Source organism: Sphingomonas sp. PvP055, from assembly GCF_040546365.1.
Lineage (GTDB): Bacteria > Pseudomonadota > Alphaproteobacteria > Sphingomonadales > Sphingomonadaceae > Sphingomonas > Sphingomonas echinoides_A.
On the sequence record NZ_JBEPNS010000001.1, the window covers coordinates 2766202 to 2781153 of the forward strand.

The 14952-nt window shown below is 63.7% G+C and carries 14 protein-coding genes; 4 read left to right on the top strand and 10 right to left on the bottom strand.

Features of this window, described 5'->3' with window-relative positions; genetic code table 11:
* Positions 1–47: 47 nt before the first annotated feature.
* Complete coding sequence (locus ABIC16_RS13045; protein WP_277968366.1) at positions 48–218, bottom strand: CsbD family protein; 171 nt, start codon at positions 216–218, stop codon at positions 48–50.
* 72 nt (positions 219–290) lie between these two features.
* On the opposite strand from ABIC16_RS13045, the gene ABIC16_RS13050 reads away from it, so the two are divergent.
* Positions 291–866 (top strand): class I SAM-dependent methyltransferase, encoded by a 576-nt coding sequence (locus ABIC16_RS13050; protein WP_354291428.1) that lies wholly within the window; start codon positions 291–293, stop codon positions 864–866.
* Positions 867–873: 7 nt separating this feature from the next.
* On the opposite strand, the gene ABIC16_RS13055 is transcribed toward ABIC16_RS13050, so the two are convergent.
* The 7 genes from ABIC16_RS13055 to ABIC16_RS13085 all read right to left on the bottom strand — a co-directional run bounded on the left by ABIC16_RS13055 (position 874) and on the right by ABIC16_RS13085 (position 8969).
* Complete coding sequence (locus tag ABIC16_RS13055; protein WP_277968368.1) at positions 874–2055, bottom strand: class I SAM-dependent RNA methyltransferase; 1182 nt, start codon at positions 2053–2055, stop codon at positions 874–876.
* A complete protein-coding gene (locus ABIC16_RS13060; protein ID WP_354291429.1) occupies positions 2052–3461 on the bottom strand; it encodes an NAD(P)H-hydrate dehydratase in 1410 nt (469 codons plus the stop codon). The genes ABIC16_RS13055 and ABIC16_RS13060 overlap by 4 nt, the downstream gene beginning before the upstream one ends.
* Entirely contained in the window at positions 3458–3802 is a 345-nt protein-coding gene (locus ABIC16_RS13065; RefSeq protein WP_354291430.1) for a hypothetical protein, read from the bottom strand. The genes ABIC16_RS13060 and ABIC16_RS13065 overlap by 4 nt, the downstream gene beginning before the upstream one ends.
* A gap of 19 nt (positions 3803–3821) precedes the next feature.
* The gene (gene ilvD / locus ABIC16_RS13070; protein ID WP_354291431.1) at positions 3822–5543 is read right to left on the bottom strand and encodes a dihydroxy-acid dehydratase; all 1722 of its coding nucleotides are present in this window, start codon (positions 5541–5543) and stop codon (positions 3822–3824) included.
* An 8-nt stretch (positions 5544–5551) separates the two neighbouring features.
* The gene (locus tag ABIC16_RS13075) at positions 5552–6286 is read right to left on the bottom strand and encodes an N-formylglutamate amidohydrolase (RefSeq protein ID WP_354291432.1); all 735 of its coding nucleotides are present in this window, start codon (positions 6284–6286) and stop codon (positions 5552–5554) included.
* A gap of 202 nt (positions 6287–6488) precedes the next feature.
* Positions 6489–7313 (bottom strand): 4-(cytidine 5'-diphospho)-2-C-methyl-D-erythritol kinase, encoded by an 825-nt coding sequence (locus ABIC16_RS13080; protein WP_354291433.1) that lies wholly within the window; start codon positions 7311–7313, stop codon positions 6489–6491.
* 12 nt (positions 7314–7325) lie between these two features.
* Complete coding sequence (locus ABIC16_RS13085) at positions 7326–8969, bottom strand: electron transfer flavoprotein-ubiquinone oxidoreductase (protein WP_354292324.1); 1644 nt, start codon at positions 8967–8969, stop codon at positions 7326–7328.
* Positions 8970–9311: 342 nt separating this feature from the next.
* Here ABIC16_RS13085 and ABIC16_RS13090 point away from each other — a divergent pair, with 342 nt between their 5' ends.
* From ABIC16_RS13090 to moaB, 3 genes are read left to right on the top strand one after another with little or no spacing between them, the layout of a single operon-like run.
* Entirely contained in the window at positions 9312–9881 is a 570-nt protein-coding gene (locus ABIC16_RS13090) for a uracil-DNA glycosylase (protein ID WP_354291434.1), read from the top strand.
* Positions 9878–11668: a lytic transglycosylase domain-containing protein gene (locus ABIC16_RS13095; protein WP_354291435.1), complete on the top strand. Its 1791-nt coding sequence runs from the start codon at positions 9878–9880 to the stop codon at positions 11666–11668. Before ABIC16_RS13090 ends, ABIC16_RS13095 begins: the two co-directional genes overlap by 4 nt.
* A complete protein-coding gene (gene moaB / locus ABIC16_RS13100; protein WP_354291436.1) occupies positions 11658–12185 on the top strand; it encodes a molybdenum cofactor biosynthesis protein B in 528 nt (175 codons plus the stop codon). The genes ABIC16_RS13095 and moaB overlap by 11 nt, the downstream gene beginning before the upstream one ends.
* 12 nt (positions 12186–12197) lie before the next feature.
* Here the strand turns inward: moaB and ABIC16_RS13105 are convergent, their stop codons facing one another.
* Entirely contained in the window at positions 12198–14414 is a 2217-nt protein-coding gene (locus ABIC16_RS13105) for a fused MFS/spermidine synthase (protein ID WP_354291437.1), read from the bottom strand.
* Entirely contained in the window at positions 14415–14945 is a 531-nt protein-coding gene (locus tag ABIC16_RS13110) for a GNAT family N-acetyltransferase (RefSeq protein ID WP_354291438.1), read from the bottom strand.
* Positions 14946–14952 lie beyond the last annotated feature (7 nt).

The following is a 14952-nucleotide window of genomic DNA, read 5'->3' on the forward strand; positions in this document are numbered from 1 at the left end:
GCCGCCCCGGTTTCCCGGAGCGGCCCACGCAACTTACAACGATCTAATCAGATGTCGTCGCCGAGCGCGCCCTTGACCTTGCCACCCAGCTGCTGGGCCTTGCCCTTGGCTTCCTGTGCTGCGCCGTCTGCCTGCGTCTCAGGATTGTTGCTTTCCTGCTTAACCTTGCCAACGGCCTCGTTGACGTTGCCTTTGATCTTGTCGATGAGTTCGCCCATGGCACTTATCCTTTCGGTTCTAGGTGATGTCGCAAACCGACATCCGCTACTCCCACCAACTAAACGGTTATTTTGCATACCGGTTCCCAAAAACTCATGACGGATAACGCACCCGCGGGCAGCTTCGTCGGCAAAGCGTGGATCGACCGTCTCGTCGCTCCGTTGGCGACGGGAAGCACTATCCTCGACTTGGGTTGCGGCGACGGACAGCCGATTGCGCGATATTTGATGGATCGTGGCTTCGCCCTCACGGGGGTTGATGCCGCAGGATCGGTCATCGCGCTGGCAACCACCCGCTTCCCCCGAGGCCAGTGGATCAAGGCGGACATGCGGACGGTAGCGATCGATCGAACTTTCGATGCGGTAATCGCGTGGAATTCGCTGACCTGGCTCAGCCATGATGACCGCGCAGTCATGGCGCGCCGTGCTGCCGCCTGGCTCAAGCCTGAAGGCCGTATGCTCTTCAATGCGCCTGCGGATCTCGACCCAAGCAGAAAGGACTATCGCGACGGGTCGCCATACCGATTCGACCTCGAAGCGACGAATTACTCCGACGCGATCGCCGATAGCGGGCTGCGCCTGATCGCGCATATGACCGCCGACCCAAGCTGCGATGACGCCGGAATATGGCTCGCCGAGAAACTCTAGACCGACGTCACCGCCGAAACAGCGCAGCCAACTCGGTATGCGTCGACCACCGGAATTGTCCGATGGGCTGGATCCATTCCAGTCGGTACCCACCTTTGCACAACGTTTCCGCGTCCCGGGCGAAGCTACTCGGATTGCAGGATACATAAGCAATTACAGGTACGGTCGACGCGGCCAGTTGAGCAACCTGCTCCCGTGCGCCTGCCCGCGGCGGATCCAGTACGACGGCGGCGAAGCGCGAGCATTCCGCGCTTGTCAACGGTCGGCGGAAAAGGTCGCGATGCTCGGTAAAGAGCGTTCGCCCGGCGCGACTGGCTCCGGCCTGAAGCGCAAGGATCACGTCGCGACCGGCCTCGGCTGCATAAACCTTTCCCGACAGAGAAAGCGCGAATGTGCCAAGTCCGGCGAACAAGTCGGCGGTCGCTCCGCGCACCGTTCCAACCGCCTCGCGGACCGAAGCGATCAGGCTTTCCTGTCCTTCGCGCGTAGCCTGAAGAAACGACGCCGGGGGAAACGGCACAGGAACGCCGCCAAACGTGATCGTACCGCCCTCGGGTTCCCAACGGGTTTCAGGCCCGAGACCATCGTCCACCGCCAGCCGCGCTATCGCGTGATCAGCACAAAATCGGGTTAACGCTTCGGCAACGGCAAGACTTTCCGCGAGCGTCCCTTCTATCAGCACGTCTATGCCCTGATCGATCTCGGTCAGATGGACCCGCGCCCGTCCCTTCAAAGACTTCGACAAGAGCTTCCGTAACGGTGCCAGCATCTGGAAGAGCGCAGGCGTGAGGACATGGCATTCCTTCAAGTCCACGATCTCGTGGCTTGCCGCCGCACTGAACCCCAGCTTGATCGTTCCGCCCTTAACCTCTGCGTGCAACGTCGCACGGCGCCGTGTTTGGGGCGGCGATAGCATCGGTTGCCGAATATCGGTCACTAAGGCATGCGCTGCCAACGCCCCCGCGATCCGATCGACAAGGAAAACGGCATAGCTCTCGTCGTCGAGATGTTGGAGCTGGCAACCGCCGCACACTGGAAAATGCCCGCAAGGTGGTATTTGATGATGCGGCCCAGGCTCGACGACATTGTCTGCCGTCAATCGGTCGCCTGGCGCGGCAAATTTTGCATGACGGCCGTCGCCGGTCACGCCATCGCCGCGTGCGGCTACTTTCACGATCGTATCGGTCATATCGACGCCCTAGCGGCACCGAGCCCGTGCGCAAGATCATCGGCGAGGAAAGGACCGGACAACCGTCGCGCCGCCTCCGAGTGGAGCCATACGCCAGCGGCGACGCGATCGATCATCCGAACGGCTGCAAGATCTTTCGCGGCAACCATTGCAGCAATTGCCCCAGTCAGCACGTCTCCCGTTCCTGCCGTCGAAAGCCAGCTGTTTGCGGGTTGGGTCACGATCGCAGCACCATTCGGCCCGGCGATGATCGTGCTCGCTCCTTTCAGCACGACGATTGCCTTTGCGGTTTGCGCCGCAGCCGTCGCCTGCTTGATCCGCGGGGTGTCGCTGGCCCCGAATACGGCATCGAACTCGCCAGCGTGGGGTGTCAGTATTGTCGGCGCGGTACGGCGGCGGATTGACGCCATACGCCGTTTATCGATCAACTGCAGGGCATCACCGTCGATGATCAGCGCAGTGTCGACGTCGAGCGCCCGGTCCAGCATCGCTCCAGCCGCGGCATCGCGGCCAAGCCCGGGACCGATCACGATTGTACCGATCCGAACGTCGCCAAGCGCATCCGGTTCATACGGTCGCCGTACGATCGCATGCGGCACTGTCGTTCGTGTTTCCCCCAGCAGCAGCACATACCCTGCCCCGGCGCGCAACGCCGCCTCCGCTGAGAGCTCTGCGGCGCCAGGCATCGCGCCTGCAATGACCGCGACCATGCCACGCGTGTATTTGTGTGCTGCAGCTCCCGGCGCTTGGAGAAACGTGGGACGCTGGACAACTTGCCACTTCGTATCGGATTGCGGCCCTAGACCTATGTCTAATAAAAGTATTTTCCCGCAATGCGTGGCTGCGGGCACCAGCAGATGCGCTGGTTTCACGTTACCCAAGGCCAGTGTCACGTCCGCGACCGTCGCCGCCCCGAGCACTGCACCTGTATCGGTATCAACGCCACTTGGCAGGTCGACCGCAATGACGAGGCGCGCCGGGCTGGAAAGCCGCGCCATTTTCTCAGCAAGATCCGGATCGACCGGTCGGGTAAGACCCGTGCCGAACACGGCATCGAGCAAGACGGGCGCGGGCGCCGCCACATTCAATGGCTCGACCGGACCACGCCAGTGCGCGCGAGCGGCAATTGCTGCATCACTGCTCGGATCGGCCAAGGCTGCGACCCGAACCGCTAAGCCCATGTCGCGTAATGCGAGCGCCGCAACGTACCCATCGCCGCCGTTGTTCCCGGCTCCGCAGGCGACGAGAATCTCCGACTCCCCCGCTAGGCGCCGAACTGCCTTCGCCACTGCCACGCCAGCGGCATGCATCAGACTGTCTACGGTAACCTCGTCGACCATCGCCCTCGCCTCGGCACGCCGCATTTCTGCGGCGCTCAGAATGGAGGTTCCGTCGATCGGGGTCATTCGATGAGCCTTACGCCCTTGATCTTCGACGGCAGACGATACCGGTTCCGGCCAATCGCGACCTCTATTGCCACGGCGTTCAACACGCGCAAGACCGCCGGTTCCGCGCCATCGGCGGCAACGACACCATGGCCGTCCCTAGGCACGATCATCCGGCGGAACGCGCCATCCGCATGACGCACGGTGAGGGCCAGCCCCTCGCGGGTTTGCATCACTTCAAGGGTACAAGTTGCCGCAAGACCGACCCCGGCTTCCGAACAGGCGATGGGGTCGCCTTTCGGGGCTTCGCTTTCCGGGATCGGCTGCTGGCCACACGCCCCCAATGACACCGCCAGCGCCATCAGCAGCGTACAGACCGACTTAGATGTCCGCGTAAACATGACGTTCGGTTGCTGCTCCAGGATGCGTTACCGCACCCTTATAGGCAGGACCGACCGTCTGCGAATAGCGCCACAACGCGCCAGACTGGTAATCGTTGATCCGCGCCACCCAGTCGGCCTTGCGCACCGCGAGGGTTTCCGGCGCGACGTCGAGGTCGATCGTCCCGTCCTCGGCATCGATTCGGATCGTGTCGCCATCTTGCACCAACGCAATCGGACCGCCTTCTGCCGCCTCGGGACCAACATGCCCGATGCAGAACCCGCGCGTCCCACCCGAAAACCGGCCGTCGGTAATCAGTGCGACCTTCTCGCCAAGTCCGAGCCCGTACAGGGCCGCCGTGGTCGACAACATCTCGCGCATCCCGGGACCACCTTTCGGCCCTTCGTAGCGAATGACGATCACTTCGCCCTCGTTGATGGCGCGCGCCTCCACCGCAGCGAAACAATCCTCCTCGCAGTCGAACACCCGCGCCGGACCTTCGAACTGGAGCCGATGCATCCCCGCGACCTTGACAATCGCGCCATCGGGCGCAAGCGAACCACGCAGGCCGACGACACCACCGGTTGGCGACAGCGGCGTCTTGACGTCGTAAATCACCTTTTGATCGGGGTTCCACGTGACCTGATCAATGTTCTCGCCGAGCGTCTTACCAGTCACCGTGAGGCAGTTGCCGTCCAGGAATCCACCCGCAAGCATCGTCTTCATCAGCATGTACACGCCGCCGGCCTCGTACATATCCTTGGCGACATACTTCCCGCCTGGCTTGAGGTCTGCGATGTAAGGCGTTGATTTAAAGGCTTCAGCAACGTCGAACAGGTCGAACGCGATCCCCGCTTCGCTAGCCATCGCCGGCAAATGCAACGCAGCGTTGGTCGAGCCGCCAGTCGCCGCGACGACGCGCGCTGCGTTGACGAAGGCTTCGCGGGTACAGATGTCCCGCGGCCTGATGTTGGCTTCGATCAGCGCCATCACTTGCTCGCCCGCAGCGATCGCAATCTCGTCGCGGCCGCGATACGGCGCGGGCATCATGTTGGAGTTGGGGAGCGAAAGCCCGATTGCCTCGCCGACGCACGCCATCGTGTTCGCGGTGAACTGGCCGCCGCATGCACCGTGGCCGGGGCAGGCGACTTTCTCGAGCTCGATCAGTTCCTGCAGCGGACAACCGCCAGCAGCATATTTGCCGACCGCCTCGAATACGTCGACGACGGTGACGTCCTTGTCGTGGAAACGCCCCGGAAGGATCGACCCGCCGTAAACAAAGATGCTCGGCACGTTGAGCCGCAGCATCGCCATCATCATCCCGGGCAGCGACTTGTCGCACCCGGCAAAGCCGACCAGCGCATCATAGCAATGGCCGCGGACCGACAGCTCGACCGAGTCGGCGATGACTTCTCGACTGACCAGCGAGGACTTCATGCCCTGATGGCCCATCGCGATCCCGTCGGTAACGGTGATCGTGTTGAACCGACGCGGCATTCCGCCACCGCTGATGACCCCCGCCTGGGCGGCATCCGCTTGCGAATCCAGCGTCGTGTTGCACGGTGCCGAATTGTTACCGGCACTCGCCAGGGCGACGAACGGCTTGGCGATGTCCTCTTCGGCGATCCCCATCGCGTAATAATAGCTACGGTGCGGGCTGCGCTCGGGCCCGACCGAAACGTGACGGCTGGGGAGCTTCGATTTGTCGAAAGTGCGTGTCATGCGCGCGCCTATGTCGCGAGACGCCCCTCTCGCGCAAGTCTATTACGTATTTCGAGGAGGATTGGCGCCAGAATGTCGGTCCAGCGCTGGACGCCGGCTTCGTCAGACAGCAAATCGTTGCGGATTTCGATCGCAATGCCAGGGATTCCCCGACCCTCGCCATGCCGGTTCAACGTCGCGTTGAGCAGGCGGCCCGAGTAGGGTTCATTATCGCCAACGACGAGGCCAAGCTCACGTAACAAGGGCAATGCAGTATCGGCGGCGCGCCGATCGCGGTTGGATAGAATCCCGATATCCCATGGGCGTAACGGATTCTCACCGGCTTCCAGTTGCGGGGTGAAGCTATGGATCGCGGCCAACAGCGTCGGTTTCACGGCTCTAATGGTCTCGTCCAGCACGCGGTGATACGGCCTGTAAAACCGCGCGATCCGGTCGTCTCGGTCGATCTCGACGTTGCCGGGAATGGGATGGCCGTCGCTGACTTGCGGGATCAGCCCGGGATGATCGGGCTGGCGGTGAAGATCGATGACCAGCCGCGATACCGTCGCCAGTACAGCCGGCGCCCCGAGCACGTGGGACAATGCCCTCGTCAGCGGGGCGGTTCCGATGTCAAAGCCGACATGCTTGTCGAGAATAACCGGTGAAATTCCAAGGTCTACGCCTGCGGGAACCACGTTGGACGCATGGTCGCACAGCAGGAGGATTCCGCCCGACGCGCCATCGAGGGTCTCGGGTATGCTCATGCGCAGGTGGGGGCGGCAAGGTTGCCCTTGCCGCCCCTCGGCCTGGATGACGCGTGGCGAAGCCACGGACCATCGATGGGCGAACCACGGGTAGCAGCGGACCCACTGACGACCATCTCAGCAAAGTTCGCGCCAAACGCGGAACGCCGTGCTTTTCGCCGCCGAATGAGGCAATTCCGTCCCGGTTTGATACGGTAAAGTGTCATGCGAGTGCCGTTTCAAGACACCACCAGTCCGGTTTTGCAGCCATTATTGCAGTGGCTGCCGCTGCGCGATCCGCGACGGTTGCGTAGAGGGCGAAACAGGTAGCGCCAGACCCCGACATCCGTGCCAGGACATGGTTACCCCCATTCAGGGAATCAAGCACCGAGCCGATTTCAGGCGCCACGGCGCGGGCCGGTGCTTCGAGATCGTTTCGTCCGGCACGCGCAAGGGACAAGACGTCGCCGTCCGGCATCGGTCCGCGATCGATGCCGTCCCATCCCCGGAAGACGGCCGCCGTCGATACCGCCACTCCCGGGTTGACCAGCAACACGGGCATCCCTGACGGACCATCGAGCGGCTCCAGATGCTCGCCGCGGCCCGATCCCAGCGCCGTACGCCCCAACAGGCACGCGGGCACGTCCGACCCGAGAACCGCGGCGATCTCGAACAGGCGAGGATCATCGACCGCAACTTCGTTGGCCCGGGCAAGCGCGCGCAGCGCGGCGGCGGCATCAGCCGAACCGCCGCCGATTCCGGATGCGACGGGCAGATGCTTGTCGAGGGTGAACGCACCGCTGACGCTCGTCCCGAACCGCTCGGCGAACGCGCGCGCGGCGCGCAAGACGAGATTATCGCCCTCGCCCGATAGCCCCGCCCCAAACGGTCCTGTGATGGTCAAGGACAACGGACCCGGCGCCAGCGTCACCGTGTCCCCGTCCGTGACGAACGCGAACAGCGTTTCCAGTTCGTGATATCCGTCCGCACGTCGCGCACGGACATGGAGCGCCAGGTTGATCTTGGCCGGAGCCGATTCGACAATCATGGAGCCCCGCTATCACATGTTCGGATAGTTCGGACCCCCGCCACCTTCCGGCACGACCCAGGTGATGTTCTGGGTCGGATCCTTGATGTCGCACGTCTTGCAATGCACGCAATTCTGCGCGTTGATGACGAACTTGGGGTCGCCCTCTTCCTCGCCTACGATTTCATACACACCCGCCGGGCAATAGCGCTGCGCGGGTTCGTCGTAGAGCGGAAGATCGTACTTCACCGGAATATCCGGGTCCGCAAGTTTCAGGTGAACCGGCTGGTTCTCCTCGTGATTGGTATTCGAGATGAATACCGAGGACAGCCGGTCGAACGTCAGCACGCCATCGGGCTTGGGGTATTGGATCGGGTGGACCTGATCCTTGCGCCACAGCGTCTTGTGGTTGGCGTGATGCTTCATCGTGAACGGCATCTTCACGCCCCAGCTTTCCAGCCACATCGTCGCATTGGCGAGCCCGGAGCCGATCAGCTCGCCGAACTTCTCGACCAGCGGCACGACGTTGCGGACGATCGACAGCTCCTTCTTGACCCAGCTTTCCTCGAACGCCGCCGGATACGCCGCAAGTTCGTCATGCTGGCGCTGCGATGCGATCGCCTCGACCGCGGCTTCGGCGGCCATCATGCCCGACTTCATCGCGGTATGCGTGCCCTTGATCCGCGGCACGTTGAGGAACCCGGCCGAACACCCGATCAGCGCGCCGCCCGGGAACACCAGCTTGGGGATCGACTGCAAGCCGCCATCGTTGATCGCGCGCGCGCCATACGACACGCGTTTCGCGCCCTGCAGAATCTCCGCGATCGCAGGGTGCGTCTTCCAGCGCTGCATCTCGTGGAACGGCGACAGGTGCGGATTGGTATAGCTCAGCCACGTCACGAACCCGAGCGCGACCTGACCGTTCGCCTGGTGGTACAAAAAGCCGCCCCCGTTCGACCCGGGCGTCTCGTTGAGCGGCCACCCCTGCGTATGGATCACACGACCGGGGACATGCTTGTCGGGTGCAATGTCCCACAGCTCCTTGATGCCGATCCCGTACACCTGTGGCTGGCTGTCCCGCGCAAGGTCGAACTTGGCGATGATCTGCTTCGACAGCGATCCGCGCACGCCTTCGCTCAGGAAGGTGTACTTCGCGTGGATCTCCAGACCTGGCGTATAATCGGGCTTGTGCGAGCCATCGCGCGCGACGCCCATATCGCCGGTCGCGACACCCTTCACCGAGCCATCTTCATTGTACAGGACTTCGGCGGCGGCAAACCCGGGGAAGATCTCCACCCCCAGTTCCTCCGCCTGCCCCGCCAGCCAGCGGCACAGATTGGCCAGACTGCCGGTGTAGGTGCCCTTGTTGTGCATGAAGCCGGGTGTGATGAAATGCGGGACCGCGCGCTTGCCACGCTTGGACAGCATCCAGTGCTGATTGTCCGTCACGGGGACTTCGGCCAGAGGACATCCCATAGTGCGCCAGTCGGGCAGCAACTCGTCGAGCGATTTCGGATCGATGACCGCGCCCGACAGGATGTGCGCGCCGACTTCCGACCCCTTTTCCAGCACGCACACCGACAATTCGAGGTCGCGTTCGGCCGCCACCTGTTTCAGTCGAATCGCGGCGGACAGGCCGGCAGGCCCCGCGCCGACGATCACAACGTCATAGGGCATCGACTCGCGCTGGGTTTCGGTCTCGCTCACGGTGTCTCTCCACTGCGGTTGGGGCAGCGCAGTCTCGTCGCGCCCGCGGAACGTCCGGCCCCATCGCTATAAAAACCGAGTGCCAGTGAATTGACCTTCGCGTCAACATAGGACTCTAAGGACGGCATGGGGGCGGACCAGAATATCGATTGGCAAATCGCCGCAGCGAGCGTGCTCGAATGGTGGCGTGACGCGGGTGTAGACTCGCTCGCGGACGAGGCGCCGCGCGACTGGACCGCGATCCCGGCACCGGTCGTTCGCGAAACGAAGCGGCACGCCGTAGCGGAACCCAAAGCGCCGATCGTCGCCCCCTTGCCGACCGATCTGGAAGCGTTCTCGACCTGGCGTGGTGGTTCGGAGGCTCCCGAAAGCGGGTGGAGCGGATCGTCGATCCTGGCGACCGGAAATCCAAAATCTGACATCATGATCGTCACCGACGTTCCGGATCGCGACGACGCCGAATCGGGAACGCTGCTCAGCGGCGCGGCGGGACGGCTGTTTGACCGTATGCTCGCCGCGATCGGACGGGACCGAAGCTCGGTCTATATCGCGCCGATGTGCACGATTCGGCCGGTGGCAGGGCGTATAGCGCCCGAGATCGAACAACGGCTCGGCGAGCTGATCCGGCACCACGTCGCAATAGTGGAACCGAAGCGGCTGTTTGTGTTAGGGAACGCGCCAAGCCGTGCGCTTATCGGGGCCGATGTGCCGAGAGCGCGCGGACGTTTGCAATGGGTTAATGTGGAAGTTGGACAATCCGGCAAATCCATCGCCGTCGAAGCCGTCGCCAGTTTTCATCCGCGACTGCTGCTCGAACGGCCGGCGGAAAAGGCACGTGCCTGGAAGGACTTACAAATGCTTATCGCGGGGTTAGGCGCATGAGCGCAAAGAAATTTCTGTCGGTACCCCTAACGCTGGCGAGCGTCCTGTCGATCGTACCGGGGATCGCCCATGCCGCCGTCGAGCCAGCGAGTGTCGAAACGGCCAACGCCCGCCCGGCCATCCCGCCGCAGCTCGATCCCGAACAGCGCGAAGGCTATCGTGCGGTGTTCAGCGCTATCCGCGCACAGAAGTGGCTCGATGCGCAGCTAGCACTCGACCTGATGAAACCGGGCCCGTTGCACGCGATTGCACGCGCTGAACTTCTCACTGCCAAGGGCTCGCCCAAGGCGGATCTCGATCCGTTGCTCAAGCTGCTTTCCGAAGCGCCCGAGTTGCCCCAGGCGCGTCAGCTGGCGACGATGGCTGCGTCGCGCGGGGGAGTCGGCCTCCCCGCACTCCCCGAAGCGCGCGCGTTGATCTGGATCGATGGCGCCCCAGCGCGCAAGCGCGCCAGGAGCCTGGTCGCGGGCGACATGATCGCTGCCGAACTGGCCATCAAGATGCAGCCATACGTCAAGGAGGATCTTGGCTCGGAAGCGCAGGCTTTGCTTGAATCGACCTATGGGCTGTCGCAGGATTCGATCACCGAGTGGCAGCGCAAGATCGCGTGGATGTACTATCTCGCGGGGGACGACAATAACGCGCGCGCGATGGCCGCGAAGGCAATGACCGGCTACGGCGATTTCGCGGTCGAGGCGATGTGGGTCGGCGCGCTTGCAGCGTGGCGTCAGCACGATTGCGCCGCTGCTGGCGACGCCTTCCAGAACGTCGCTGCACGGGCGGGCGATGTCGATATGCGCGCGGCCGGCCTGTACTGGGCAGCGCGCGCGGACATGCAGTGCGGGCGTCCCGACAAGGTGGAAGGCCGTCTCAAGAACGCCGCGCAGTATCGCGAGACCTTCTACGGGCTTCTTTCGCGGCAGGCGCTCGCGATCAAGGACGCACCCTTGAAGTCGAGCGCCAAGGTGTTTGCCGGTGACTGGCAAGCGTTGGAGCATCGCCCCAACATCCACGTCGCGGCTGCCCTGGTCGAGATCGGCGAGAACGCTCTCGCTGACCAGGTAATCAAGCAACAGGCGCGGATCGGGAATGCGGCGGAATATCCATCGCTCGTCCGGCTGACGGCTGCGCTCGATCTCCCGTCGACGCTCGTCTGGCTGTCGCATAACGGCCCGGTCGGCGCGGCGCCCCCGGTCGAGGCACGTTTCCCTGCGCCGAACTGGACGCCCGACGGCGGCTGGCGCGTCGACAAGGCGTTGGTCTACGCGCACACGCTGCAGGAATCGCGGTTCCGGACCGATGTCGTCAGCAAAGCCGGCGCCTATGGCCTGATGCAGGTCATGCCGAGCGCGGCCACCGACATTGCGCGCAAGCAAGGCCGGATCTTCGATCGTACCGCGCTGTCGCGACCCGGCACCAATATCGAGGTCGGCCAAAGCTATCTCGAACAACTGCGCGATCAGAGCTGCACCAACGGCCTGCTGCCCAAGGTGATCGCAGCGTATAATGCCGGCCCCGGTCCGGTTCAGGCATGGAATGCGCAGGCGCATGACGGTGGCGATCCGCTTCTGTACATCGAATCGATCCCCTATTGGGAGACGCGCGGCTATGTCACGACGGTCTTGCGCAATTACTGGGTGTATGAGGCGCAGACCGGGCGCCGTGCGTCGGCCAGCCGGGCGGCGTTGGCGCAGGGCTTGTGGCCACGGTTCCCCGGAATGCCGGGCGCGAGCGCGGTTCGGCTGAGTTCGAGCAACAGTCGCCAGGCGGTCGCCAGTGCCAATTGATCTGACCGCAACCTTTCAACCGGTTCGGATCGCGGTCCTCACCGTTTCCGACACGCGCGGTCTTGCCGAGGATCGGTCAGGCGACACGCTCGTCGCGCGGCTGGGCGACGCGGGTCACGTGCTCGCCGATCGGGAGATCGTGAAGGACGACGTGGCGCTCATCATCGCCGTATTGCATCGCTGGATTGACGACGAATCCGTCGATTGCGTGATCACGACCGGGGGCACCGGCGTCACCGGCCGCGACGTCACGCCCGAAGCGATCGAACACATCGCGGAGAAGATGATCCCGGGCTTTGGCGAACTGTTCCGCTGGCTGAGTTTCAAATCGATTGGCACCTCCACGGTGCAGTCGCGCGCCTGTGCGTGCGTAACGCGCGGCACGTATATCTTCGCGCTGCCGGGATCGACGGGTGCGGTGAAGGATGGTTGGGACGGAATTCTCAAGGACCAGCTCGACAGCCGGCACAAGCCCTGCAATTTCGTTGAACTGATGCCCCGGTTGCGGGAACGCTGAACCGCTGCGCCGTCAGTACCCCTTGATCAGCGGTAGCACCGTCGAATAGCCGTCGGTCCACGGTACGAAGCCGGGACGGTGACGGATCGGTTTCCATCCTGAATCGCGGGATTGCAGCACCCGTATCACCGCCGGATCGCGCGACAGCGCGATCCATTGCGACATCGTCGCGGCCTCGCGGGCATCAGCCGGCGGTGTGTAGAACAGGGTGGTCGCGTGCCATCCACCCGCCGTTGCGGCGGCGGCCACCACCGGCTCGAGATCGAGGAAGCGGTTCGACACGTGTACCAGCAACAGCCCGCGGCGCGACAGAACGCGCCCGTAGCTGGCAAATGCCTCGCGCGTCATGAGGTGCATCGGGACGGAATCGGACGAGAAGGCGTCAAGCGCCAGCAGATCGAGGCTATCCCGTCGCTCTGCCGCGATATTGAGACGGGCGTCGCCCAGCACGATCGTGGGCTTCGGAAGGCAGCGCGACAGGAAACTGAACTGACCGCTGTCCCGCGCGATGCGGACGATCGCGGGGTCGATCTCGTAAAACCGCCAGTCCTGCCCCGGTCTGGCATAGCAGGCGAGCGTTCCCGTCCCCAGCCCCACGACACCGACGCGCGCATGCCGACCGTACAGGTCTGGCAGTGCCTGCATCGCCTGTCCGATCCCCGAATCCGGCACATAATAGGCCGTCGGCGTCCGTTCGCGCGCAGGTGAGCCGCGGAGCTGCGTCCCATGAACCGTCGTCCCGTGCGCAAGCTGTTGCACGCCGGGGCTACTGTGCACCGTATAGATCCCGAAATAGCTGCGCGTCCGAGCCCCCGGCTCCAGCGAAATCAGGATTGCCTGATATCCCCCAAAGGCAACCAATACACCGAGCAACGCGACCCCGAACGCAAGCGGAGCCCCGATCGAAAGGACACCGATCGCGACGATCCCGAGCATCACGATTTGCTGAAGCTGCGACGGCGTATCGCCACCACCATTGTTGATGAGGATGATGGCGACCAGCGCTGTCACGACGAGCGCAACGCTTAGCATCAGCACACGGCGACGCGATGGGTTGCCCTCCCAGACATGCTGCAACGGCGCGAGAAGATAGGCATGCGGCGTCAGCACGCCTGCCGCGAGGATCAGGATCGGATATTCATAGGTCCAGTTGAACAGCAGCGGCGCCACGAGCGCGCTGAACACTCCACCCAGCGCTCCACCGAGCGACATCGCGAGGTAGAACCCGGTCAACCGATCCGGCTCGGGCCGCAATCGATACAGCGCCGTATGCAAGGCGACCGACACCAGGAACAAGAGCGCAAGCGCCATGATCGCCCCGAGATACGGCAACCCAGGCATGCCGCTGACGAGGATTCCGCCAAACAGCAGGATCGCGATCGGCGCGACTCGGGTCTGGATGTCCGCCGCGGCGCGATCGCGCGCAAACGCGATCGTGAAGCTCAACAGGTACAACGCGAGCGGAATGACCCACAGCAGCGGCATCGCGACGATGTCCGTGGTGATGTACGTCGACGTCGCCAGCATCAACCCGGACGGAACGAACGCGAGGAGGATCCAATGGGCGATCCGCTTCCGCCCCGGCGGCGCGGACAGGATCGGCGTAACCGCCTGCAAGGGACGGTCGCGCGGGAGTGTCGCCGCGCACAAGGCGACCATTACGCCTAGAATAATATACCCGCTGCTCCAAAGGATTCGCTGATCGAACAGCGTCATGGCTGGCTCGACCAGCAACGGATAGGCGATCAATCCCGCGAAACTGCCAAGGTTGGATGCCGCGTACAGCGCGTAGGGATCCTGTCCCTCCCGCGCCAGGCTGAACCAACGTTGCAACAGCGGCGATTGCGCCGAGACCGCAAAAAACAACGGACCGATCGAGAGGACGAACAGCCACGGGACCCAGAAGGCGGGCGCGACGCCCGCACCGGGTGCCAATCCGCCCAATCCAATCGGCAACCACAGCGCCGCCACCAGCAGCACGCCAAGATGCACGCGACCCTGCAAACGCGGCTCGAGCCGCCCCAACCAGTGCGCATAGCCATACCCGCCGAGCAGCAACGCCTGATACACCAGCATCGCCGAGTTCCACACCGCCGGGGCTCCGCCGAGCCGTGGCAGAGCCATTCGCGCAACCATCGGTTGAACCAGGAACAGCAAGAACGCGCTCGACAGGATCGTCAGCACGAACAGCGGGCGCACGACACCGCGCCGCTTACGCAGGGGTGTCATTCAAGGCCTGTCGATGCGATACTGAATATGGCGCTTGAGCGGACTTCCATCGGCGACCAGCGGGTGGTCGAAATCGCCATCGACGACGCGATGCATCCCCAGCCGCTCCATCAGCCCCCAGCTGGCGGTGTTCCCAGGCACGGTAATCGCCACGACCTGCGGAGCGGCGAGATGTGCCCATGCCCAGTCGAGCGTCGCTTGCGCTGCTTCCCGCGCATATCCCTGCCCCCAATAGGCCTGCGAGAACCGCCAGCCGATTTCCAGCGCGCCCTCGATCGGCGTATCGGGCGCACCGGGCTTGAGACCGCAGATCCCAAGCAACGCACCGTCCGTTCGGCGTTCCACGATCCAGAAGGCGAAACCGTGCTCAGCCTGTGAAGCGTGCATCCGCGCGATCATCGCATCGAGCGCAGCCTCGTCAACGACGGGAAGCAGGTACTGCATCACGGCGGGATCGCGGCACTGGTCCCACAACGCAGCCCGATCGCGCGGCTCGACCATCCGCACGATCAGTCGCTCGGTCTCGATCACGCGAAGA